General features: G+C 73.9%; 17 protein-coding genes. 5 read left to right on the top strand and 12 right to left on the bottom strand.

The window, feature by feature from the left end; all coding sequences use genetic code 11:
* Nucleotides 1–161: 161 nt before the first annotated feature.
* Both ACFV9M_RS15235 and ACFV9M_RS15230 read right to left on the bottom strand, forming a co-directional pair.
* Entirely contained in the window at nucleotides 162–635 is a 474-nt protein-coding gene (locus tag ACFV9M_RS15235; RefSeq protein ID WP_385076252.1) for a GAF domain-containing protein, read from the bottom strand.
* Nucleotides 632–2,053, bottom strand: a complete 1,422-nt coding sequence (locus ACFV9M_RS15230) for an MFS transporter (protein ID WP_385076249.1) — start codon at nucleotides 2,051–2,053, stop codon at nucleotides 632–634. The genes ACFV9M_RS15235 and ACFV9M_RS15230 overlap by 4 nt, the downstream gene beginning before the upstream one ends.
* A gap of 139 nt (nucleotides 2,054–2,192) precedes the next feature.
* Between ACFV9M_RS15230 and ACFV9M_RS15225 the strand changes: the two genes are divergently transcribed.
* Both ACFV9M_RS15225 and ACFV9M_RS15220 read left to right on the top strand, forming a co-directional pair.
* Nucleotides 2,193–3,155, top strand: coding sequence for a MurR/RpiR family transcriptional regulator (locus tag ACFV9M_RS15225; protein ID WP_385076247.1), 963 nt, complete (start codon nucleotides 2,193–2,195; stop codon nucleotides 3,153–3,155).
* 505 nt (nucleotides 3,156–3,660) lie between these two features.
* Nucleotides 3,661–5,004 (top strand): dicarboxylate/amino acid:cation symporter, encoded by a 1,344-nt coding sequence (locus tag ACFV9M_RS15220; RefSeq protein WP_385076244.1) that lies wholly within the window; start codon nucleotides 3,661–3,663, stop codon nucleotides 5,002–5,004.
* Between the two features lie 168 nt (nucleotides 5,005–5,172).
* On the opposite strand, the gene ACFV9M_RS15215 is transcribed toward ACFV9M_RS15220, so the two are convergent.
* Nucleotides 5,173–5,787, bottom strand: coding sequence for a TetR/AcrR family transcriptional regulator (locus ACFV9M_RS15215; RefSeq protein WP_385076242.1), 615 nt, complete (start codon nucleotides 5,785–5,787; stop codon nucleotides 5,173–5,175).
* Nucleotides 5,788–5,983: 196 nt separating this feature from the next.
* Here ACFV9M_RS15215 and ACFV9M_RS15210 point away from each other — a divergent pair, with 196 nt between their 5' ends.
* Both ACFV9M_RS15210 and ACFV9M_RS15205 read left to right on the top strand, forming a co-directional pair.
* A complete protein-coding gene (locus ACFV9M_RS15210; protein ID WP_385076239.1) occupies nucleotides 5,984–7,297 on the top strand; it encodes an MFS transporter in 1,314 nt (437 codons plus the stop codon).
* Between the two features lie 21 nt (nucleotides 7,298–7,318).
* On the top strand, nucleotides 7,319–8,599 hold the full coding sequence (locus ACFV9M_RS15205; protein WP_385076237.1) for a glycoside hydrolase family 1 protein: 1,281 nt from the start codon (nucleotides 7,319–7,321) through the stop codon (nucleotides 8,597–8,599).
* Nucleotides 8,600–8,705: 106 nt separating this feature from the next.
* Here ACFV9M_RS15205 and ACFV9M_RS15200 read toward each other — a convergent pair whose 3' ends face one another.
* Nucleotides 8,706–9,317 (bottom strand): TetR/AcrR family transcriptional regulator C-terminal domain-containing protein, encoded by a 612-nt coding sequence (locus tag ACFV9M_RS15200; protein WP_385078903.1) that lies wholly within the window; start codon nucleotides 9,315–9,317, stop codon nucleotides 8,706–8,708.
* 55 nt (nucleotides 9,318–9,372) lie between these two features.
* Here ACFV9M_RS15200 and ACFV9M_RS15195 point away from each other — a divergent pair, with 55 nt between their 5' ends.
* Nucleotides 9,373–10,854 carry an FAD-dependent monooxygenase gene (locus ACFV9M_RS15195; RefSeq protein ID WP_385078906.1) on the top strand — a complete coding sequence of 494 codons (1,482 nt, stop codon included), beginning with the start codon at nucleotides 9,373–9,375 and terminating at the stop codon, nucleotides 10,852–10,854.
* Here the strand turns inward: ACFV9M_RS15195 and ACFV9M_RS15190 are convergent.
* The 8 genes from ACFV9M_RS15190 to ACFV9M_RS15155 form a co-directional block, all read right to left on the bottom strand.
* Nucleotides 10,814–13,738, bottom strand: coding sequence for a polysaccharide lyase family 8 super-sandwich domain-containing protein (locus ACFV9M_RS15190; RefSeq protein WP_385078909.1), 2,925 nt, complete (start codon nucleotides 13,736–13,738; stop codon nucleotides 10,814–10,816). The genes ACFV9M_RS15195 and ACFV9M_RS15190 overlap by 41 nt on opposite strands.
* Nucleotides 13,739–13,856: 118 nt before the next feature.
* On the bottom strand, nucleotides 13,857–14,711 hold the full coding sequence (locus tag ACFV9M_RS15185; RefSeq protein ID WP_385078912.1) for a ketose-bisphosphate aldolase: 855 nt from the start codon (nucleotides 14,709–14,711) through the stop codon (nucleotides 13,857–13,859).
* 85 nt (nucleotides 14,712–14,796) lie between these two features.
* On the bottom strand, nucleotides 14,797–15,720 hold the full coding sequence (locus ACFV9M_RS15180) for a 1-phosphofructokinase family hexose kinase (RefSeq protein ID WP_385078914.1): 924 nt from the start codon (nucleotides 15,718–15,720) through the stop codon (nucleotides 14,797–14,799).
* Complete coding sequence (locus tag ACFV9M_RS15175; protein ID WP_385078917.1) at nucleotides 15,717–16,967, bottom strand: ROK family protein; 1,251 nt, start codon at nucleotides 16,965–16,967, stop codon at nucleotides 15,717–15,719. The genes ACFV9M_RS15180 and ACFV9M_RS15175 overlap by 4 nt, the downstream gene beginning before the upstream one ends.
* Nucleotides 16,968–17,087: 120 nt before the next feature.
* A complete protein-coding gene (locus tag ACFV9M_RS15170) occupies nucleotides 17,088–17,975 on the bottom strand; it encodes an SIS domain-containing protein (RefSeq protein ID WP_385078920.1) in 888 nt (295 codons plus the stop codon).
* 107 nt (nucleotides 17,976–18,082) lie between these two features.
* Nucleotides 18,083–19,099, bottom strand: coding sequence for a Gfo/Idh/MocA family protein (locus ACFV9M_RS15165; RefSeq protein WP_385078923.1), 1,017 nt, complete (start codon nucleotides 19,097–19,099; stop codon nucleotides 18,083–18,085).
* The gene (locus ACFV9M_RS15160; RefSeq protein WP_385078926.1) at nucleotides 19,096–20,208 is read right to left on the bottom strand and encodes a LacI family DNA-binding transcriptional regulator; all 1,113 of its coding nucleotides are present in this window, start codon (nucleotides 20,206–20,208) and stop codon (nucleotides 19,096–19,098) included. The genes ACFV9M_RS15165 and ACFV9M_RS15160 overlap by 4 nt, the downstream gene beginning before the upstream one ends.
* A gap of 26 nt (nucleotides 20,209–20,234) precedes the next feature.
* Nucleotides 20,235–21,116, bottom strand: coding sequence for a carbohydrate ABC transporter permease (locus ACFV9M_RS15155; protein WP_385078929.1), 882 nt, complete (start codon nucleotides 21,114–21,116; stop codon nucleotides 20,235–20,237).
* Nucleotides 21,117–21,183 lie beyond the last annotated feature (67 nt).

Below are 21,183 nucleotides of genomic sequence, written 5' to 3'. Positions count from 1 at the left end.
CCCGTCGGCCCCGGGGGGCGTGGCCACGCAGCTGGCAGGGGGGGGTGCGGGGGGGGCGGGGGGGGGGGGGGGGGGGGGGGTGGGGGTGGGGGGGGGGGGGGCCCGGGGGGGGGGGCGGCCGGCCCGCGGCGGGGCGGACCGGTCCGGTCCGCCCGGCGGTGTCACCCGGTCGGCCGCGCGCCCTGGGTGAGGGCGCGCAGGGCGGGCACGGCACGGTCGGCCAGCGCGGCGACCGTGCGCACGGCCGCCTCGTCGTAGCCGCCCTCCGCGTCCAGGGCGTTGAGGACGCCCAGGGTCCGTCCGGCGTCGACGACGGGTGTGTTGATGACGGCGCCGCAGCCGAGCGCGTCGATGACGCGGTGGTCGGCGAAGACCTCCCGTACGGCGGCCCGGTCGGGGCCGAGGTACGGCAGCTGCCGGCTGATGCAGTGCTCCAGCCAGCCGCCGGAGACCTCCACGGACTTCTCGCCGCCGACCGGGTACTGCCGCGGGTGGCTGGAGTGGACCCGCCGCAGGGTGGTGCGCTCGGGCAGCCAGGCCAGCACCGTGAACAGGCGCACCCCCACGGTGGCGCGCACCTCCTCCTCCAGTGCGGCGAGCGTCGCGGCCGGGTCGTACGCGGTGGGACCGGTCATCGTCCGGCCACCTCCTGGTGCGCGGTGCCCTCGGCGGGCGTGGACGTGGGCGTGGGGGCGGCCGGCTCGGTGAGGTCCTCCAGGGAGCGGCCCGCGGTGCTGACGCCGAACAGGACGGTGCACAGCACGCCGACCGCCAGGACGGCCGTGGTCAGGCCGAACACCCCGGCGAAGCCGAAGCCGGCGGCCGAGAAGCCGATGATGACGGGGGCGAGGATGGAGCCGACGCGGCCGAAGGCGCTGGACAGGCCGGTGCCGGTGGCCCTGATCCAGGTCGGGAAGACCTCGGGCGTGTAGGAGTAGACGCCGGCGTAGGTGCCGTTGAGGAAGAACGACAGGACCGCGCCCGCCAGGGTGATCGACACCGGGGTGGACGTCTGGCTGAGCCAGAAGGCGCTGACGGCGGAGCCGCTGAGGTAGAGGGCGATGACGTTCTTGCGGTCGAGCCGCTCCGACAGCCAGGCCGCCGAGAAGTAACCGGGGATCTGCGCCAGGTAGATGATGATCGAGAACTCGAAGCTCTTGGTCACCGTGATGCCGCGCTGGACCAGCAGGGTCGGGATCCAGGAGAAGAAGCCGTAGTACGAGAACGTGATCACGAACCAGATGAGCCAGGTGATCGCCGTACGCCGGGCCATGGCGCCGCTCCACAGGTAGCGCAGCGCGGTCGGCAGGCTCGGTGCGGAGCGGACCGGTGCGATCGCGGCGGCGTCCTGGACCGGTACGGGAGGCAGGGGCTTGCCGATCGCGGCCCGGACCCGGTCTTCGAGATCGGTGACGATCCGTTCGGCCTCCTGGTGGCGGCCGCGGGCCATGAGGTAGCGCGGTGACTCGGGCAGTGTCCGGCGCCACCACAGCAGCATGACCACCGGAAGCGCGGTGATCACCTGGGCGACGCGCCAGCCCTCGGGCACGGTGGGCACGACGAACCGGCCGATGAGGGCCGCGGCGACGAAACCGAAGGAGAAGAAGCCGGCGAGGGCTCCGACGAACCAGCCGCGGCGGGCGGCGGGCACGAACTCGGAGAGGAACGGGGCGATGATCGCGCTCTCGGCCCCCGCGCCGGCGCCGGCCAGGACCCGGGCGCCGAGGAAGATCTCGTAGTTCGGCGCGACGGCGGCCACCAGGGAGAAGAAGGCGTAGAAGGCGAGCGCCCACATCATGACCTTGCGGCGGCCGATGCGGTCGCCGAGAATGCCCGCGAGCGCGGCGCCGAAGAGGAAGCCGAACGGCGAGGCGGAGCCGATCAGTCCGAGCGCGCCGTTGCCGAGGTCCCATGCCTCCTGGGCGCTGGGCATGAGGAAGGCGACGACCGCCGAGTCCATGCCGTCGAACGTGTAGCCCAGCCCGCCGATCAGCAGCAGCGCGTAGTGAGGTCTGCTCAGGGGCAGACGGTCCAATCTTGCCGTCAGGGACATGGCCCGCACCTCCGGGGATCGAGATGCGAGCAACGTATTCTGCACTTCCGTTCATCTGCAATAGCTGTTGCAGATTTTTCTGTTCGTTACGCCGGTAACCTGACCCCGTAACACGCAGCGGGAGACGGGAGGGGGCCCAGTGACTTCGACGCACGCGGACGCCGACGCCGGTACGGACGCCGGACGCGCCCACGACCACGCCACGGGCGACGACGCGGGTGACGGCTTCGAGGCCTGGCTGCGCGGCCGGCTGCCCGCCCGCGGGCTGCGCACCAAGGGCGCGGCGGTGCTGGACGTCCTGCTCACCCAGCCGCGCCGGGCGTCGTTCGCCTCCACGGCGGAGCTGGCGGCGCTGGCCGCCGTGAACACCGCGACCGTCACCCGCACCGCACAGGCCCTCGGGTTCGCCGGCTGGCCCGCGCTCCAGCAGGAACTGCGCGCCCGCTACCTGTCCGCCCTCAGCGCCCCCGACGTCGCCGCCGAGCACCACGCCACCGACGCCGCCGGGGAGGCGTCCCTGCGCCGGGACCTGGACAGTGTCGCCCTGCTCACCCGCCGGCTGGACGCGGACGCGGTCCGCCGGGTCGCCGAGGCCGTGGCCGCGGCCCGGCACACCGTCGTCGTCGCCGACGGCAGTTACGCGGCCACCGGCATCGCCTTCGCCCACAACGCCCGCCTGGCCGGCTACGCCGTCACCGCCGTCACCGGCGGCGACGCCCAACTGGCCAACGTCGTCTCCGCCATGACCGGCGAGGACACGCTGATCGCCATCAGCTTCTGGCGGCTGTACGCCAGTACGGTGCTGGCCGCCGGCGAGGCGCACCGCCGCGGCGCCAAGGTCTACGCGCTCACCGACGCGGCCAGCCCCGCCCTGGCCGAGGCCGCGGACGAGGTCCTGCTGGTCCCGGCCGAGGGCGTCTCCTTCTTCCCCTCCCTCACCGCCGGCACCGCCCTGGTCCAGGCGATCGTGGCCGAACTGGCCACCGTGGACGCCGAACGCACCCGGCGCTCCATCGAGGCCGCGGAGACCCAGTGGGACCGCTTCGGCCTGCTGCACCGCCGGCCCCGCCCCCGCCCCGAACCCGGCACCCACCAGGCCTGAGCACCGGCCGCCCCCCACTCCGCCCCGGGCGGCATCGCGCTCGCGAACCCCGGGGGTTCCGCGCCGAGGCGAGCGGGCGCGCCGGGTCGCGACGCCGAGTGACTCCGGGAGCGACCGGCCACCCGTAGCGCCCTCGACCCCCTCCGTCCCACGCGCCGGGAAGCCCCGAGCGGGCGAGGGACGGAGGGGGGCGGGCAGGGGTCCGCCAAAGAACGGCTTTGATGTTCTCAAAGTGCAAGTGTTAATTTCTCTGTGTGAAGACAGAAGCCGCCCGCCGTTCAGCCGCCGCCCAAGGCGCCGGCCGCTCGGTCGTGAGCGTGCCGCTCGTGGCCCGTCTGCACATCGACCTCTGCCGCCGCATGTCCGCCGCCTGTCGCCCCTGACCGGTGATCTCCTCGCCGGGGCGGCGTCGTCGGCGCTTCCGCGCGGCCGCCGCCCCGTGCCTGCCTTCCGCCGTTCGTCTCCTTCCCCGTTCATCCCCGCGCGTCCTCACTGGAGTGTGTCCGTGTCCGCGAACACCGCCGATCCGAAGCCTGCGAAGCCCGGCTTCCGGATACCCCTGCCGTTCTGGGCCCAGGTCCTGCTCGGCCTCGTCGTCGGCCTGGTGCTCGGGTACGTCGCCCGCACCTACGACGTGTCCTGGCTCGCCACCGCCCTCGACAAGGTGGGCGGCATCTTCGTGCAGCTGCTGAAGCTGGCCGTGGCCCCCCTGGTCTTCTTCGCGATCACGGTGTCCATCACCAACCTGCGGAAGGTCAACAACGCGGCCCGCCTGGCCGGCCGCACCCTGCTCTGGTTCATGATCACCTCGCTGATCGCGGTGGTCATCGGCCTCGCCGTCGGCCTGGTCTCCAACCCGGGCTCCGGCTCCGACCTGACCCCCGCCGACGGCGCCCGGCCGGACCACGCCGGCAGCTGGCTCGACTTCCTGACCGGCATCGTCCCCACGGACGTGATCACGCCGTTCACGGAGCTCAACGTCCTGCAGATCGTCTTCATGGCGGTCGTCGCCGGAATCGCCATCCTCAAGATCGGCCCGAAGGCCCAGCCCGTCCTGGACCTCTCCGAATCCGTCCTGGAGCTGCTGCAGAAGGCCCTGTGGTGGGTGATCCTGCTGGCCCCGATCGGCTCCGCGGGCCTCATCGGGCGCGCGATCGTCCAGTACGGCTGGGACCTGGTCGGCAACTACGCGACCTTCACCGCCGACATCTACATCGGCTGCGCGCTGGTGCTGTTCGGCGTCTACCCGCTGCTGCTCGCCTTCGTCGGCAAACTCAGCCCGCTCCAGTTCTTCAAGGGCGCCTGGCCCGCCATCCAGCTCGCGTTCGTCTCCCGCTCCTCGGTCGGCACCATGCCGGTCACCCAGCAGTCGGCGATCCGCCTCGGCGTCCCGAAGGACTACGCCTCCTTCGCCGTGCCGTTCGGCGCGACGACCAAGATGGACGGCTGCGCGGCGATCTACCCGGCCATCTCCGCGATCTTCGTGGCCCAGATCTTCGGTGTGGAGCTCGGTGTCAGGGAGTACCTGCTCATCGCGTTCGTCTCGGTGATCGGCTCGGCGGCCACCGCGGGCCTGACGGGTGCGACCGTCATGCTCACGCTGACCCTGTCCACCCTCGGCCTGCCGATGGAGGGCGTGGGCCTGCTGCTGGCGATCGACCCGATCCTGGACATGATGCGCACCGCCACCAACGTCGCGGGCCAGGCCCTCGTCCCGGTCCTCGTCTCCGCCCGCGAGAAGATCCTCGACCGCGCGAAGTACGACAGCGCGACGGCTTCCCCCGTCGACGACGTGGAGAGCGTCCACGCCGAGCCGCGGCCCGCCGCCGCTCCGGCGGCGGCCGGCTGACGCCCCGGCCCACGGCCCCCCGTCCCGCTGTGTCCGGGACGCGGCACCTTCCTCCGCCCCGCCGGCGACAGCCGGCGGGGCGCAGTGCTGTTCGCCGTCACACGGGCACGGCTGACCGGCCCGTCTCCACGGCGGGACCGACCGCGGCCGGTGGCCGGAGCCGTTCGGCTACCGGGGCTTTCTGATGAGCGACATGAACGCCTCGAGGTGGGCGGCCATGTCGATCGTCTCGTCGTGCAGCCACGCGATCTGGATGCCCTCGATCAGCGCGGTGATCTGGCGGGCCAGGACGGACAGGTCGAGCCCTTCCCTGAGGCGGCCGGCGTCCAGTTCGCGTGCGAGTTCGGTGCGGACCGAGCCGACGAAGTCCGCGTCCCTGCGCCGGATGAAGTCGTGTGCCGGGTGTTCCGGCCGGTCGGCCTCGGCGCGCAGCGTCACGTCGAGCCGGATGACACCCCGGATCTCCGCGTTGTTCCGCATGACCTCCGGCACGGTGTCGAGCAGGCCCCGGTCCTTCATGAGCGCGAGGCGCCACGGCCCCTCGATCTCCTCGCGGCGCGCGAGCACGGCCTCCAGGAGCGCGGTCTTGGAGCCGAAGTGGTGCAGGAGCAGCGTGTGACTCGTGCCGATCCCTTCGGCGATCTGGCGTACGGACAGACGCTCGAAGCCGTTCTCGGCGAACACCCGGAAGGCCGCGTCCACGAGTTCGGCGCGCTTGCGCTCGCCGTTGGCGTACCGCGCGCGCGTGCCGCTCCGGGCGGAGGTGCGCGTCGACTCTGTCATCCTCTGCCTCTTCCCCCGCCGGTCCGTCCTCCCCGGGCGAGGCTATCGCACCGTCCTCATCCCTTTCCGGTGTGGTCAACAAGTTACGGCGAGATGTATTCCAATGTGGTTCATGTTCATCTACGGTGGCGTCGCCGGACACGCCTCACCGGCCTTCCAGAGCCAATGGCGGCTCTGATCCAGAGGAGGATTCCCCATGAGTGACCCCACCCTTGCGGCGGAGCGGGACGCCGGTCCCGCGAAGGCCGGAGCAGGCAGCGAGGCCCCGGCGCAGCAGGGCGATCCCGCGGGTTCTCCGGGATCGCCGCGCAGGACGATCGCCCTCGTCCTCGTGGCGGCGGTCGGGATGTACATCATGATGCTCACCCTGAGCACCTCGCTGTCCCTGCGGCTGGCGGCCATCGACCCGGAGACGAAGGAGTCGAGCTACGGCCTCGCCGTCTCGATCAGCGCGCTCGTCCTCCTCGCCACGGTGCCCCTGGCCGGCGCGCTGTCGGACCGGTCGGCCAGCCGCTTCGGCCGACGGCGCCCCTGGATCCTCGCCGGCCTCGGCGCCACCCTGCTGGGGACCGCCGTCATCGGCCTGGTGCCCTCAGTCCCCGTGATCATCACGGCGTACACGATCGCCGTCATCGCGGCGCAGGCCTCGTTCAACGCCTACAGCGTGATCCCCGTCGAGGGTCTGCCGGACGCCAACCGGGGCCGCGTGATGGGCATCATGGGCATGTTCGGCGCCCTGGCCCTGTCGGCCGGCTCCTACCTGGCCGCGGCCCTCGTGGGCACGCCGCTGCTCATGATGACGGTCCCGGTCCTGCTCGCGCTGGTCCTCACCCTGCCGCTGCTGCTCCTCTACAAGGACCCGGTCAGGACCCGCGACGAGCTCCCCCCGCTGGACGTCAAGGCGATGGCGCGGACGTTCCTCGTCAACCCGCGCAGGCACCCGGACTTCGGCTGGGCCTGGGTCTCCCGGTTCCTCGCGGGCATCGCCATGACCGCCCTGTTCTCCTACTTCATCTACTTCATGATGGACGGCCTGGACATGCCGATCGCCGAGGCCGGCGCGCATGCGGGCACGCTCACGCTGATCTCGGCCCCGGTCAGCGTGCTGTTCTTCGCCGGCTCCGGCTGGCTGTCGGACAAGGTCGGCCGCCGCAAGCCGTTCGTCGTCGTCGCCGCCCTCCTCATGGCGGCCGGACTCGTCATCGGCGGGACCTCGACCACGTTCGCGCAGTTCGTCGTCGCGTGGGTCGTCTTCGCGATGGGCCAGGCCATGTACCTGACCGTCGACATGGCGCTGTGCGCGGCCGTCCTCCCCGACGCCCGCGACACCGGCAAGGACATGGCGGTCTTCGGCCTCGCGCTCAGCATTCCCAACATCATCGTCCCCGCCGCGGCCCCGGCGATCCTCGCGATCGGCGACGGCCACAACTACCGGCTCCTGTGGTTCGCCGCCGCCGCGCTGTGCGCCCTGGGGAGCATCACCGTCACCTTCGTCAAGGGCGTCCGCTGACGCGGGCGCCGAGAGGAAACCATGAACGCCTCGCCGACCTCCTCCCCCTTCCCCGACGGCTTCCTGTGGGGCGCCGCCACCGCCGCGCACCAGGTCGAGGGGAACAACGTCAACAGTGACGTATGGCTGCTCGAGAACCTCCCCGGAACGATCTTCGCCGAGCCGTCCGGAGACGCCGTCGACCACTACCACCGCTACCGGGAGGACATCGCGCTCCTGGCGTCCCTCGGCCTCACCAGCTACCGGTTCTCGCTGGAGTGGGCGCGCATCGAGCCCGAGGAGGGGCGCTTCTCGACCGCGGCGCTGGACCACTACCGGCGTGTCCTCGAAACCTGCCGGGAGCACGGTCTGGCGACGGTCGTCACCTACCACCACTTCACCTCGCCCCGCTGGCTCCTGGCCGCCGGGGGCTGGGAGGACCCGGGCACACCGGCGCGGTTCGCCCGCTACTGCGAGGTGGTGACCGAGCACCTCGGCGACCTCGTCGACGTCGCCTGCACGCTCAACGAGCCCAATCTCGCCTCCCTCCTCGCCGCGATCGGCATCGGGGGCGAGGCTCCCGAGCACCGCGCCCAGGTGCCCGTCTGGGCGGCGGCCGCCGAGCGCCTGGGCGTCGAGCCGCGCCGGATCGCGCCCTTCCAGTTCACCTCCTCCGAGGCGGGCTTCGAGGTGAAGCTCGCGGCACACCGTGCGGGCAAGGCGGCCATCAAGGCGCACCGCCCGGACCTGATGGTGGGGTGGACGCTCGCCAACTCCGACATCCAGGCGGCCGCCGGCGGCGAGACCCGCGCCGACACGGTGCGGCGCGAGGTCAACGAACGCTATCTCGTGGCCTCCCGCGAGGACGACTTCGTGGGGATCCAGACCTACGGCCGCCACCTCTTCGGACCCGACGGGCTCGCCGAGGTGCCGGCCGGCGTGCCCACGAACCAGCTGGGAGAGGAGATCTACCCGGAGGGGCTCGAGGCGACGATCCGGGAAGCGGCACGCGTCGCGCAGATCCCGGTCTTCGTCACCGAGAACGGCCTCGCCACCGCGGACGACTCACAGCGGCTCGCCTATGTCCGCACCGCCGTCGCCGGGGTCGCCTCGTGCATCGCCGACGGGATCGACGTCCGCGGCTACATCGCGTGGACGGCCTTCGACAACTTCGAGTGGATCTTCGGCTACGGTCCGACGTTCGGCCTCGTCGCCGTCGACCGCACCACCCAGGAGCGGACGCCGAAGCCCAGCGCCCACTGGCTCGGCGAGCTGGCCCGGACGAACGGAGCCCTGCTCGCCCCGGCGGGCCGGTCCGCGTAACCTGCGCCCCGCCCCGCGCAGGGCACACCCCTCCCGGCAGAGGCCGCCCCGACAGGGGCGGCCTCTGCCGTCCCCGGCCTCACCACGGCCGGGCGGCCGCCTGCGCTCACCGCCGGGCGAGGATCGACGCCAGGCCGAACTCGAAGCGCTCGTCGAAGGTCGTGGAGGCGAGGTGGTCGAGCGTGCGGTGGAGGGCCGGATGGGCCGTCTCCGAGACCGCGGTCGCCAGGCGGTCGCCCAGCGGTCGGTGCTGCGCCGCCTGTTCCTCCTGGGTGAGGCCGAGGGTGAAGTGCACGATCGTCCATGTGGTCCAGGCGGCCTCGCACTCGTTCAGTCCGTCGTCCAGGAGCGCGGCGACGAGGGTATCGGCGAAACGCAGGGTGTGCGGCTCGGCGGCGTAGGTGCCGACGACGAGCGCGGCGCCGTCGCGGTGGGCGAGCAGGGCGCGGCGGTAGCGGCGGGCCAGTTCACGGGCGCGCCGGTCCGGTGAGGCCGGCAGGCCGTCGAGCGGGATCTCGCCGACGACCGCGTCCGCCATGAGCTCCAGCATCCGGGCCTTGGTCTTCACATGCCACAGCACGGTGTTCATCCGTACGCCCAGCCGTTGGGCGACCGCCCGGGTGGACAGCGCGTCCAGGCCCTTCTCCTCCAGCAGTTCCAGCGCGGCACGGATCACGGTGCCGGGTTCGAGACGGTCACCCGTTTGCCTCTTGGTCATTGACCTAGTTTACTGCGGGCACAAGCTATTGGTCACTGACCAAGAAGGTGGGTCTATGGACAGGCACCATGTCGTCATCGCCGGAGGCGGCCCCGTCGGCCTCTGGCTCGCCGCCGAACTGCGGCTCGGCGGGATCTCCGTCACCGTCGTCGAGGAGCGCGGGGAGATCGACGAGCGCTCCAAGGCGCTCACCGTTCACCCGCGCACCATCGAAGTCCTGGCCACCCGCGAGGCGCACCGGCCGTTCCTCGCCGAGGGCCTGCCGATCCCGACCGGCCACTTCGCCATGCTCGACGACCGGCTCGACTTCGGCGTACTGGACACCCCGTTCCCGTACACCCTCGCCCTGCCCCAGTCCCGTACCGAGGCGCTGCTCGAGGAGCGCGCGCTCGGGCTGGGCGCCACCATCGAGCGCGGGCACCGCGTCACCGGGTTCACCGAGCGCGCGGAGTCGGTGACCGTGCGGGTGGAGGGGCCGCGGGGACCGTACGAGATGGAGGCGGCGTACATCGTCGGCTGCGACGGCGTCCGCAGCACCGTCCGCACCACCGCCGGTATCGGCTTTCCCGGCACCCCCTCCACCGTCCTCGGCTGGCTCGGCGACGTCGCCCTCGACAACCCGCCGCGGCCCGGCTTCAGCACCTTCACCCTCAAGGGCGGGGTGATGGTCGCGCCGCTGCCCGGCGGGCGGTTCCGCATCGTCGGTGCCGGCCCCGGCAGCCTCACCACCGAATGGCCGGGCGACCTCACCCTGGAGGAGCTGCGGCGCAAGACCGTCGCCGTCGCCGGGGACGACTTCGGCATGCGCGACGCGTCGTGGCTCTCCCGCTTCGGCAACGCCACCCGGCTGGCCACCGAGTACCGACGCGGCCGCGTCCTGCTGGCAGGCGACGCCGCCCACCAGCACTTCCCCGCCGGGGGAGTCGGGATGAACGTCGGCATCCAGGACGCGCACAACCTCGGCTGGAAGCTGGCCGCGACCCTGAACGGCTGGGCGCCGGACGGCCTGCTGGACACCTACCACGCCGAACGGCACCCGGTCGGCGTCCAGTTGGCGGAACACAGCCGCGCCCAGACCGCCCTGATGTCCACCTTCACACCCGAGTGCCTCGCCCTGCGCTCCCTGCTCAGCGGGATGATCGCCGACCAGCCGGCGTTCGCTCGCGCCCTGTCCGAACGGCTCACCGCGCTCGCCGTCCGCTACCCCGGCGCGGACCCTGCAGCCCACCCCCTCACCGGCACCCGCGCCCCCGACCTCGCCTTCACCGGCACGCACCGGCGCCTGTTCACCCTGCTGCGCCCGGACGCGTACCTCCTGCTCGACCTGACGGCCGACGGCGCGCCCGGGGACCGCGCGCTGCCGGGGCTCGCCGTCCACACCGGAACGCTCGACCGGCCCCCGGCCGCCTGGAGCGCCCTGCGCGCCGCCCTGATCCGCCCCGACGGCCACGTCGCCTGGGCCGGGACCGACCTGGACGACGCCGCACTGGGGGCGTTCAGGAGGCGGCCGGGGTCACGGTCAGGGTCGGTGGGCTGACGCTGTTCTCGCGGGAGTTGAGGATCACGGCCAGGCCGGGCTCGCTCTCGGCCAGGGCGAGGGCCACCGGGCCGCCCGCCGCCGAGGCGACCAGGGCGGTGACGTCGAAGGTGAGCGTGCTCCTGTCCGTCGTGGCGACGGCGGTGGACAGCGCCGGGCCCAGTGCGGGCCTGGTGTTCCAGGTCAGCGCGGACTCCGTCCAAGCGGTGTCGGTGACGGCGTACGCGGTCAGGGCCGTGGAGGTGCCCCCCGAGTCCGAGACGTAGCCGTTGACCGCGAGGGTGGCGGAGCCGACCGGTCCGAGGAAGGGCGAGGTGTCGAAGGCCAGGAACGCCTGGCGGGTGTAGCCGCTGCCGCTCGCGTTCTTGACGACCAGGGTGGTGGCCGATCCGTAGCCGGTGGCCGCGTAGGAGCCGTCCCGGACGTAGGCGTCGGCGACGGGACTCAGCACCGCCGAGGTCACGGTGAAGGTGGCCTCACGGGTCGCGCCCGCCGCGCCGGAGAGGTCGGCGACGAGGGTGAGGGACGGCGACGACGCGGAGACGGTGATCGCGTCGTCCACGCTCACCGGGGTGCCTCCCAGGGGGAGCCGCACCGTGACGGTGGACGCGGTGCGGGCCGGATCCGAGATCCCGACGGTCAACTGCCCGCCCTTCTGACGGGTGATGACGGAGCAGGGCGCGGAGACGGTGATGCCCGCGGCGCTGCCCGCGGCGAAGAAGTTCACCGCGAGCACGCCGCTCGCGCTGTCGCGGACCGCGTGCGCCGAGGAGGTGCGGGCCAGGACGGACACGGTCGGCGCGGCGGCGCGCTCCCGGGTGCGGGCCGCGCTGAAGCCGGGCAGCAGGACGTACGCGTAGGAGTCCGAGGCGGGCGCGGTGCCGTGCGGCAGGCAGAGGGAGACGTACTGCCGGGTGAGCCGGTCGGTGGTCCCGGACAGCGTGTTGATGTCGCTCCAGGCGCCGGTGCGGTCGGTGCGGGCGGCCCGGACGGTGGCCCCGCCGGGGAAGAGGTAGCCGCCGGTGCCCTCCAGATGGGCCCAGCCGGTTACGGAGAGCGTGTCCGACCAGCCGGCCGAGGCAGGCTGCGCGGTGCCGTCCACGGTGAGGGCGGCGCCGCCGCTCTCACCCAGGTTGCGGTTCTCCACGACGGTGACCACCTCGGCGCCGCTGCCCCCGGTGACGGCCGAGCCGACGCAGACCACGCAGTCGTCCAGCGTGAACCACGACTTGCGGGCGGTCAGGGTGGAGCCGTACTGGCGGAAGTCCATGCCCACGGCGCCGTACGCGCCGGACAGGCTCGCCCCGCCCACCCAGGTGGCGGCCGGCCGCGTGCCGGTGCCCGCCGCGTCGGCGAGGGCGACGGTGTCGACCGTCGTGCCCGGCAGCCGGTAGGAGTCGACGGTGGGCCAGTAGCCGTCGGTGTAGTGGCCGGGGTCGGAGGCCAGGTACAGGTATCCCATGCCGTCGCCGGTGTGCCAGCCGTGCAGGTTCTCCCCGTTGCTCGACTCGTAGCGGGCGACCCGGGCCGAGGACAGGGAGAGGGCGTAGGCCCATCCGGAACGGCGGTGCACCACCCGGTCCATGGACGGGAACTGGACGTGCCCGTCGGTCTCCTCGGCCGCGACGAGGGAGGAGTCGGCCAGGATCGGCCGGGCCAGGGCGAGGCCCGCCACCGTCGCGGTGCCGGCGAACGGGGCGTAGGCCTCGCCGCGGGTGATCCAGCCCTTCGCCAGGCTCCGCAGGTGCCGGGCCCGTTCCGTGGTCGGCGCGGACTCGGCGGTGCGCAGCACGGACTGGACGATGAGGTTGCCGTCGTAGAAGTCCGTCTCGGCGGGGCGGCCGACGGCCCTGCCGCGCACGGCGTCCATGCACAGGCCGTTCCACACCCACGGCCGGAAGGAGGCGTCCACGGAGTCGAAGACGTTGGCGGTCGCCGGGTCGGTGACGGCGTGGTCGGAGCCGTCGAGGAGCTGGAGGAGCACGGCGAGCCCGCGCAGCATGACCATGCCGTACGTGCCCGTGTAGGGGATGTAGGTGTGCTGGATGAAGGAGCCGTCGGCGTAGAGGCCGTCGCCGGAGGTGACGTACGGGAAGACGTCCGAGAGCGCGGACACGGCCGTGGCCAGCCGCTCGTCGCTGCCGCCGAGGACGCCGCGGACCGCGACGACCTGGCACAGGTCGACACGGTTGGCGCCGGTGGACGTCGTGCGGTCGGTGCCGTACCGGTTGAGGGTGGGGTCGGGGACGAAGTGGTCGACGGCGGCGAGGTAGGCGTCGAGCTGGGACGGCGACAGCAACGGGTGCACCAGCACCGCGGTGTTGGTGAGCGCGACGGGCGAACCGATCTCCCACTCCCACCAGTTGCCGGACTCGGTGGCGTCGGCGTGGTAGACCCGCGCGTGCAGGAAGTCCAGGCCGGCGACGATCGACGCGCCGAGCGCCGAGTCGCCGTACAGCACGCGCCCGGTGCCGTCCGTGGCGGTGGTCCCGGGGGTGGCGTACGCCGTCGCCATGGCCGCCAGCTGCTTAAAGCCAGCCGTCATGTTCGCCGGGGTGGTCAGGGTCTGGCCGGGCCACAGGGAGGGGGCCGAGGCGTCCGCGGAGAGCGTGTTCCACAGGGTGGTGGCCGTGCCGGACAGGGTGGCGAGGGCTGCGGTGTAGGTGCTGTCCGACGGGTCGATGGCACCGCCGGTGAGGATGTCGGCCCATCGGGCGCGCAGCACGGCGAAGGGGTCTTCGTCGGCGGCCAGGGCGGGGGCGGCGCCGGGCAGCAGGGGGCCGAGCGGGCCGAGGGGGACGGCGCCGGTCAGACCGGTGAGGGCGAGGGCCGTCGCGGTGAGGAATCCGCGGCGGCCGAGGGGCGAGGAGGGGTTCTCGGGCACGGTGCTGCTCCGTTTCGGCGAAGACGGGACGTTCCGGGGGTGATGCCGACGGGCGTGCGGGGGGAGGGAGCGAGAGGGGGGAGTGGGCGGGCGGTCTTCAGGACTGCGCGGGCGGGCTTCAGGACCGCGCGGGCACGGGGGAGCCGCGCAGCAGCCGCAGCAGGCGCTCGGTCTCGGCCGTGACGGCCTGCCGGCCCGCGCTCAGATAGCGGCGCGGATCCACGGATGCCGGGCGGGCGTCCAGGTCGGCCCGTACGGCGTGGGTGAAGCGGGAGTTGAGATGGGTCGAGATGTTGACCTTCGTCATGCCGCAGGCCACCGCCTCGACCAGGCCCGCGTCCCCGACCCCGGACGAGCCGTGCAGGACCAGCGGGACCGGGACGGCGGCGCGCAGCGCGCGGATCAGCGCGAAGTCGAGCACGGCGTCACGCGCGAGCATCGCGTGGGAGCTGCCGACCGCGACCGCGAGGCCGTCGACGCCGGTGGCCGCGGCGAACGCGGCCGCCTCGCCGGGATCGGTGCGCACCCCGGGCGCGTGGGCGCCGTCCTTGCCGCCGATCTCGCCGAGTTCGGCCTCCACCCACACCCCGTGCCGGTGGCACCGCTCCACCAGGGCGGCGGTCGCGGCGACGTTCTCCGCGTACGGCAGGGTCGCGGCGTCGAACATCACCGACGGCAGGCCCAGTGCGACGGCCTCCTCCACCAGGCCGGGCGAGGTGGCGTGGTCCAGGTGCACCGACACCGGCACCCGCGCGTCCTCGGCGGCGGACAGGGCGGCGTTCGCCAGAGGGCGCAGGGCGCCGTGGTAGCGCACGGTGTTCTCGCTGATCTGGAGGACGACCGGCGCGTCGGCCGCCTCCGCCGCCGTGACGATCGCGGTGACGTGTTCGAGCTGGATGACGTTGAAGGCGCCGAGGCCGCGGCCTTCGGCGACGGCCGCTTCGGCGAGCGGTCCGGTTCCCACGAGGGGCATGGGTGAGATCTCCTTTTGGGTGCAGGGGTTGGTGCAGGGGTTCGGGCAGGCCGCGCCGGGCGGGGGGCAGGGGGGGAGGGCGACCTCACTCCCGCGGCGCGGGCGTCACGGTGGTGCGGGGCAGGAGTTCGCGGTAGACGGCCGCGTCGAACTCCCCGGCGAGCGGAGCCGCTACGGCGGCGGCGGACAGCGCCACGGCCGTGCGGATCCGTTCCGGCCAGGGCCGGCCGTGCCGCAGTCCGGCGCTGAGCGCGGCGACCGCCGCGTCCCCGGCGCCCGTGGGATTGCCGGCCAGCCGGCGCGGCGGCCTCGCCCGCCAGGCGCCGTCGGGGGTGTCCGCGAGCAGGCCGTCCGCGCCCAGGGACACCGCCACGGACCCCGCCCCGGCGCGGCGCAGCGCGTCGGCGCCCGCCCTGACGTCCTCGGTGCCGAGGGCCTCGCACAGTTCCCGGGCATTGGGTTTCACCAGGGCCGGACCGGCCTCCAGCGCGGCCAGCAGGGGCGGGCCGGAGGTGTCGAGGACGGCCGGGACGTCCGACCGCCGGGCCAGCGCGACGAGTTCGGCGTAGGCGTCGTCGGGCAGTCCGCCGGGCAGGCTGCCGGACAGCACCACCACGGCCGACGGCCCGAGCAGCCGGCGGTAGTGCGCCCTGAACACCCGCCATTCCGCCGCGCTCACCGGGGGGCCCGGCTCCAGGAAGACGGCGGCGTCGCCGGCCTCCTCCTCCACCACGGTCACCGTCTGCCGGGTGGTCCCGGCGATCGTCATCAGCGCGTCGCGCATCCCGGAGGCGGCCACGTCCCGGCGTACCGACTCTTCCGGCGGCCCGCCCACCAGCCCGGTGACCACGGCGGTGTGCCCCAGAGTTGTCAGGACCCGGGCCACGTTCACCCCCTTGCCGCCCGCCCGGTGCCGGGCGGCGGCGAGCCGGTGGCTGCCGCCCGTGCGGATGCGGTCGACCGTGTACGTGACGTCGACGGCGGCGTTCAGCGTGACGGTGGTGATCACGAGAGGACCGCCTTCCGCCGGGCGGCCCCGCCGCCGCGTCCGGTGGCCCGCTCCCCGGCCAGGTCCAGGGCGAGCAGGGCGGCGCCCCGGCAGCCCGCGCGGTCTCCGAGTTCCGCGAGCACCAGCTCGGGCGGCCGGTGGAAGGCGAGCCGGTCCGCCAGGGCTTGGCGCAGAGGGTCGGCCAGGGCCGCCCCCGCGCGTGCCAGTCCTCCGCCGAGCACGACCGCGCCGGGTTCGCACAGCACGGTGTACGCGGCGAGACCGTCGGCCAGGGCGTGCACGGCGGACGCCCAGATCCGCGCGGCCACCCGCTCGCCCGCGCCGGCGCGTTCACGGACCTGCTCGGCCGTGACGCCGCCGTCCGGTCCATTCCTGCCGTCTGGTCCGTACTCGCCGTTCGGCCCGTTACTGCCGTTCGGCCCGTACCCGCCGTCCTGCCCGTTCCCGCTCTCCGGACCGTCCGGCCAAGCCGGCCCGTTCTCGCGCTCCGGTCGGTCCGACCCGTTTCCGCCGTCCGACCCGGTTCCGCCGTCCAGGCCGTCCAGGCCGTCCAGGCCGTCCAGTCCATCTGGTCCGTCCGGTCCATCCAGTCCGTCCGGCCCGGGGCGCCCCTTCCGGGCGCCGCCGGTCGCCCGGGCGTACCGGCGGGCGATCGCGGACGCGGAGGCGATCGCCTCCAGACAGCCCCGCCGCCCGCAGCCGCACCGCGGGCCACCCTGCCGGACGGTGAGATGGCCGAGTTCCCCCGCCCCGCCGCGGACGCCCTCCCGTACCCGGCCGTCGTGCACATGGGCGGCGGCGATGCCCGTGCCGAGGGCGACGAACAGGAAGTCGTCGTGGCCGCGCCCCGCGCCCAGCCTCCCCTCGGCCACCGCTCCGGCCCGTACGTCGTGCCCCAGGGCCACGGGCAGCGCCAGCCGTTCGGAGAGAACGGCGCGCAGCGGCACGTCGCGCCAGCCGAGGTTGGCGGAGTAGCGGGCCACCCCCCGGGCCGTGTCGACCAGGCCGGGCACGGCCACCCCGACGGCGAGCGGTGCCCGCCCGGTCAGGGCCCTGCTCTCGGCGGCGAGGGCGGCGGCGGTGTCGGCCACCGTGTCCACGACGGCCCGCGGGCCCCGCTCCCGGTGCGTCGCCCGGTGCACGGAGCGGACGACGTCACCGTCGCCGGTCACCAGCGCGGCCTTGATGCCGGTGCCGCCGAGGTCGACCGCGACCACCTGGCCGGGCGGCGGGCTGCTGCTTGTCATCGGGGGCGTCCTTCCGGGGAGGCGGTCAGGCGGGTGGGGCGGGGGAGGGAGCCGCGTCCGGCCGGCGGCCGGGGCCGGGCGGGCGTACACCGGGGCCGGGCCGTCTGCGGCCGGGCGCGGTCAGGTGAGCACGACGGAACGGGTGAGGTTGCGCGGCCGGTCCGGGTCCAGGCCGGCGGCCTCGGCACGGGCAACGGCCAGCCGCTGGGCGCGGATCAGGTCGGCGAGCGGATCGAGGTCCGTGTGCACGAGGGCGGCGCCGGTACGGGCGATGTCGTCGGCCAGCCCGGCCGGCACCCGACCGAAGACCCACACGGCGCGCCCGGGGGCGGCGATGCTGATGGGGCCGTGCCGGTACTCCATGGCCGGGTAGCTCTCCGTCCACGCCCCGGCCGCCTCCCGCATCTTCAGCGCGGCCTCGTCGGCCAGCCCGCAGGTCCAGCCGCTGCCGAGGAACGTCACCTGCCCGGCCTCGACCAGGCCGGGGTCCACGGGGGCGAGGAGGGCGCGGCGCGCGTCCGCGACGGCGGCCGTCAGGTCCTCCCCGAGATGGGCCCGCAGCAGCGCCAGGGCGGTGGTGGCGAACCGGGTCTGCACCACGGACCGTTCGTCGGCGAAGGGCAGCGCCACGACCCGGCCGGCCGCCGCGGCGACCGGCGTCGCCGGGTCCGCGGTGATCGCGGTGATCCGCTCGGCGGGCGTCTTTGGGACGGCACCCCGGACCAGGTCGAGGACCTCGGTGGTGGTGCCCGACCGGGTCAGCGCGACGATCCGGTCGTAGCGGCGGCCGGCGGGGAACTGCGAGGCGGCGAAGGCGTCCGTGCGGCCGTGGCCGGCGCTCTCGCGCAGGACGGCGTAGGACCGGGCGATGTACAGCGAGGTGCCGCAGCCGACCACGGCGACCTCCTCGCCGGCCGAGGGCAGTGCGTCATCGAGTCCGGCGGCGGTCTCGGCGGCGCGCGACCAGCACTCCGGCTGGGTGGCGATCTCGTCCTGGGTGAACGACACGTGAGGTCCTCTCTTCTCGGCGTTCGACGTGCGGCGTCCGGGGTCGCCCACGTCGTTGGAAAGGGATGGCGTCCCTGCCCGTGCCGGTGCCGGCACGGGTGCGAGGGTCAGCCGACGGGCACCTGCGCCGCGTCGGACAGCAGATGCCGTTCGCCCGTGGCGCAGGCGGCGTAGACGCCCGCGACGGCGGTCACGACCTGCCGTCCGTGGGCGGCGGGGACCGCGCAGGGCCGTTCGCCCCGTACGGCGGCGGTGAACGCGGCGAGCTGGTCGCGGAAGGCGGTCGGCACGTCGTCGTCGGACTCCCCGGCCAGCAGGACCGGGGCGCTGCCGTCGTCCGGGTGGAGCCGTGCGCCGGTGCCGCGGGACACGCGGAGGGTGCCGCGCGATCCGATGACGGTGAGTTCGTCGCGGGCGGGCAGCAGGGCGCTGGTGACCGTGATGTGGCCGACGGCTCCCCCCTCCAGCTCCAGCCGGGCCAGTACGTCGGTCTCCACCGGCAGGTCACCGCGGTGGGCCGCGGTCGCGGTGACCGCCGACGGGCGCCGTCCGGTGATCCACAGCAGCCGGTCCACGCAGTGGGTGCCGATGTTGATGAAGACGCCGCCGCCGGAGACCGCGGGGTCGAAGAACCAGGAGGGCCGGCTGCCGGGGCGGTAGTCGGTGCCGCGCCAGTCGTGGACGGCGAGGACGTCTCCGACGGCTCCGGCGTCCACGGCGGCCTTCGCGGCGGTCATCGGCGGCAGGAAGTGCTGGATGTGCCCCACGAAGAGGGTGACGCCGGCCTTCTCGCAGGCGCGTTCCATGGTCAGGCAGTCCTGCACGGTGGTCGCCATGGGCTTCTCGACCAGGACGTGCAGACCGGCTTCGGCGCCGTCGACGACGATGTCGGTGTGCAGGGCGTGCGGGGTGTTGACGACGACGGCGTCGACCAGGCCGGAGGCGATGAGGTCGCGGTGGTCGGCGAAGACCGCGGCGCCCAGCGGTCCGGCCACGCGGTGCGCGGTCGCGGCGACGACGTCGCAGACGGCGGTCACCCGGACGCCGGGGGTGACGCGGGCGGCCTCGGCGTGCAGGGCCCCGACGGCGCCGGCGCCGATCAGGCCGAGCCGGATGTCGGTCACGGGGTGTTCTCCTCGGGGGTCGTGGATCCGGCGGGCACGGACGTCGCTCCGCAGGACTGCCGGACGGTGACGGTGGGGCGCAGCAGGATCCGGCCGCGCGGTACGGCGGGTTCGTCGAGCCGCTGGAGCAGCGTCTGCGCGGCGATCCGGCCGAGCTGGTGCTTGGGCGGCGCGACCGCGGTGAGCGGGATGTCGGCGAGGTCGGCGATCTCGTCGTCGTAGGCGACCAGGGCCAGGTCGCCGGGGACGGAGCGTCCGGCCCGGCGGGCCGCGCCGAGCAGCAGCGCGGCCTGCCGGTCGCCGAAGCACACGGCGGCGGTGGCGCCGGCGGCGGTCAGCGCGGCCAGGCACCGGTCGGCCGCGGCGGGGGACCACTCCTCCCGGTCGGCGCGGAACTCGACGTGCCGTGCGCCGAGTTCGGCCACCGCCTGGTGGAAGCCGTCGGCGACCGGACCGGTGGTCGGGCTCTGGTCGCGCAGGACCAGGCCGATCGCGCGGTGGCCGAGGCCGGCGAGGTGGCGGACGGCGTCGTAGGCGCCGGCCTCGTGATGGGTGCACACGGAGGTGTTGGTGGCGGCGAGGGAGGGGTCGCGCCGTTCGATCAGGACGGTCGGCACGGGCAGTGACGCCAGCCGTGCCAGGACCGTCAGGGCCGGCTCCGGTCCGAGCAGGGTGGGGACGACGAGCAGTCCGTCGACGCCCTCCTCCAGCATGTCCCGCAGTTCCTTCGCCTCGCGGACCTGGTCGTAGTTGGAGCAGGCGAGCAGCAGTCGGGCGCCGGCGGCGGACAGGGTCTCCTCGATGCCCTGGAGGACCTTCGGGTAGTAGAACGCGGTGTCGGGCACGAGGACGCCGACCAGCGCCCGCCCGGGAGCGGGTGAGCTCGGCGGGACGACGAAGGTGCCCGAGCCCTGCCGGCGCACGACCAGTTGCTCGGCGACCAGTTCGTCCACGGCGCGGCGGACCGTGCTCACCGAGGTGCCGCTGGCCTCGGCGAGCTCCTTCTCGGTGGGCAGCCGTCCGCCGGCCGGCCAGGTCCCCTGGAGCACCTGCCGCCGCAGTTCGGCGGCGAGTTGACGGAACTTCAGGTCGCGGGCGCCGGTGTTCATGGTCGTCGTTCCCCCTGTCGTGTGGCTCACTTGACCGAGCCGACGGTCATTCCCTCGATGATCCGTCGGCCCAGCCACACGTAGCAGGCGAGCACCGGAAGGACCACGATGGTCACCCCGGCGAACAGTCCGCCCCAGTCGGCGCCGTTGTACTGCATCTGCTGGAGCAGGCCGAGCAGGGCCAGGGAGAGGGTCTGGCGGTCGGTGGTCTGGAGGAAGACCAGCGCGAACACGGTCTCCCCCCAGTGCTGGATGACGTTGAGGATCAGCACGGTGACCAGGCCGCCCCGGGCCATCGGCAGCATCACCTGCCAGAAGGTGCGCAGCGGTGAGGCCCCGTCGAGGGCCGCCGCCTCCTCCAGCTCGGCCGGGAGGGTGGAGAAGAAGCCGGTGAGGAAGAACACCGCGAACGGCAGCGAGGTCGCCACGTAGACGAGCACCAGCCCGAACAGGCTGTTGACCAGGCGGAGCTGGTTCATCACGACGAACAGCGGGAGCATCACCACCTGCGCGGGGATGCCCAGGCCGAGGGCGAAGAACAGGGTGAGTGAGCCGTTGAAGCGGGTGGTGACCCGGCTGAGGACGTAGGCGGCGGGCGCGGCCAGCAGCACGGTGACCACGGCGGTGCCCGCCACGACCACGACGGTGTTGACGGCGGCCTGCCCGAACAGTCCGCCGGTCCAGGCGCGGGCGTAGTTGTCCCACTGCGCGACCTGCGGGATCCGCCAGGGCGAGCTGAAGATCTCGTCGGCGGTCTTCAGGGACGACAGCAGCAGCCACAGTCCGGTCAGGACGTTGAAGGCGGCGAACAGCCAGACCAGGGGGACGCCGGCGATCCGGCCTGCGGTGAGCCGGGACAGCCGGCGGGCGAGGGGGCCGGGGCGCCGGCCCGGGCTGACGACAGCCATCGGGGATGACCTCCGGGAGAGTAGGGGGCCGGGGGCGGCGGATGCCGCTCCCGCGCGGGAGCGTCGT

The sequence above is a fragment of the Streptomyces sp. NPDC059895 genome, from assembly GCF_042731035.1.
Taxonomy (GTDB): Bacteria; Actinomycetota; Actinomycetes; order Streptomycetales; family Streptomycetaceae; genus Streptomyces.
This window is presented reverse-complemented; position numbering and strand designations above follow the sequence as displayed.

Excerpts from the sequence above, each read along its gene's own strand:
- ACFV9M_RS15200 (WP_385078903.1), bottom strand. The coding sequence starts at position 9,317 with ATGACCAAGAGGCAAACGGGTGACCGTCTCGAACCCGGCACCGTGATC.
- ACFV9M_RS15175 (WP_385078917.1), bottom strand. The coding sequence starts at position 16,967 with ATGACAAGCAGCAGCCCGCCGCCCGGCCAGGTGGTCGCGGTCGACCTC.
- ACFV9M_RS15235 (WP_385076252.1), bottom strand. The coding sequence starts at position 635 with ATGACCGGTCCCACCGCGTACGACCCGGCCGCGACGCTCGCCGCACTG.
- ACFV9M_RS15230 (WP_385076249.1), bottom strand. The coding sequence starts at position 2,053 with ATGTCCCTGACGGCAAGATTGGACCGTCTGCCCCTGAGCAGACCTCAC.
- ACFV9M_RS15185 (WP_385078912.1), bottom strand. The coding sequence starts at position 14,711 with ATGCCCCTCGTGGGAACCGGACCGCTCGCCGAAGCGGCCGTCGCCGAA.
- ACFV9M_RS15205 (WP_385076237.1), top strand. The coding sequence starts at position 7,319 with ATGAACGCCTCGCCGACCTCCTCCCCCTTCCCCGACGGCTTCCTGTGG.
- ACFV9M_RS15195 (WP_385078906.1), top strand. The coding sequence starts at position 9,373 with ATGGACAGGCACCATGTCGTCATCGCCGGAGGCGGCCCCGTCGGCCTC.
- ACFV9M_RS15160 (WP_385078926.1), bottom strand. The coding sequence starts at position 20,208 with ATGAACACCGGCGCCCGCGACCTGAAGTTCCGTCAACTCGCCGCCGAA.
- ACFV9M_RS15155 (WP_385078929.1), bottom strand. The coding sequence starts at position 21,116 with ATGGCTGTCGTCAGCCCGGGCCGGCGCCCCGGCCCCCTCGCCCGCCGG.
- ACFV9M_RS15215 (WP_385076242.1), bottom strand. The coding sequence starts at position 5,787 with ATGACAGAGTCGACGCGCACCTCCGCCCGGAGCGGCACGCGCGCGCGG.
- ACFV9M_RS15210 (WP_385076239.1), top strand. The coding sequence starts at position 5,984 with ATGAGTGACCCCACCCTTGCGGCGGAGCGGGACGCCGGTCCCGCGAAG.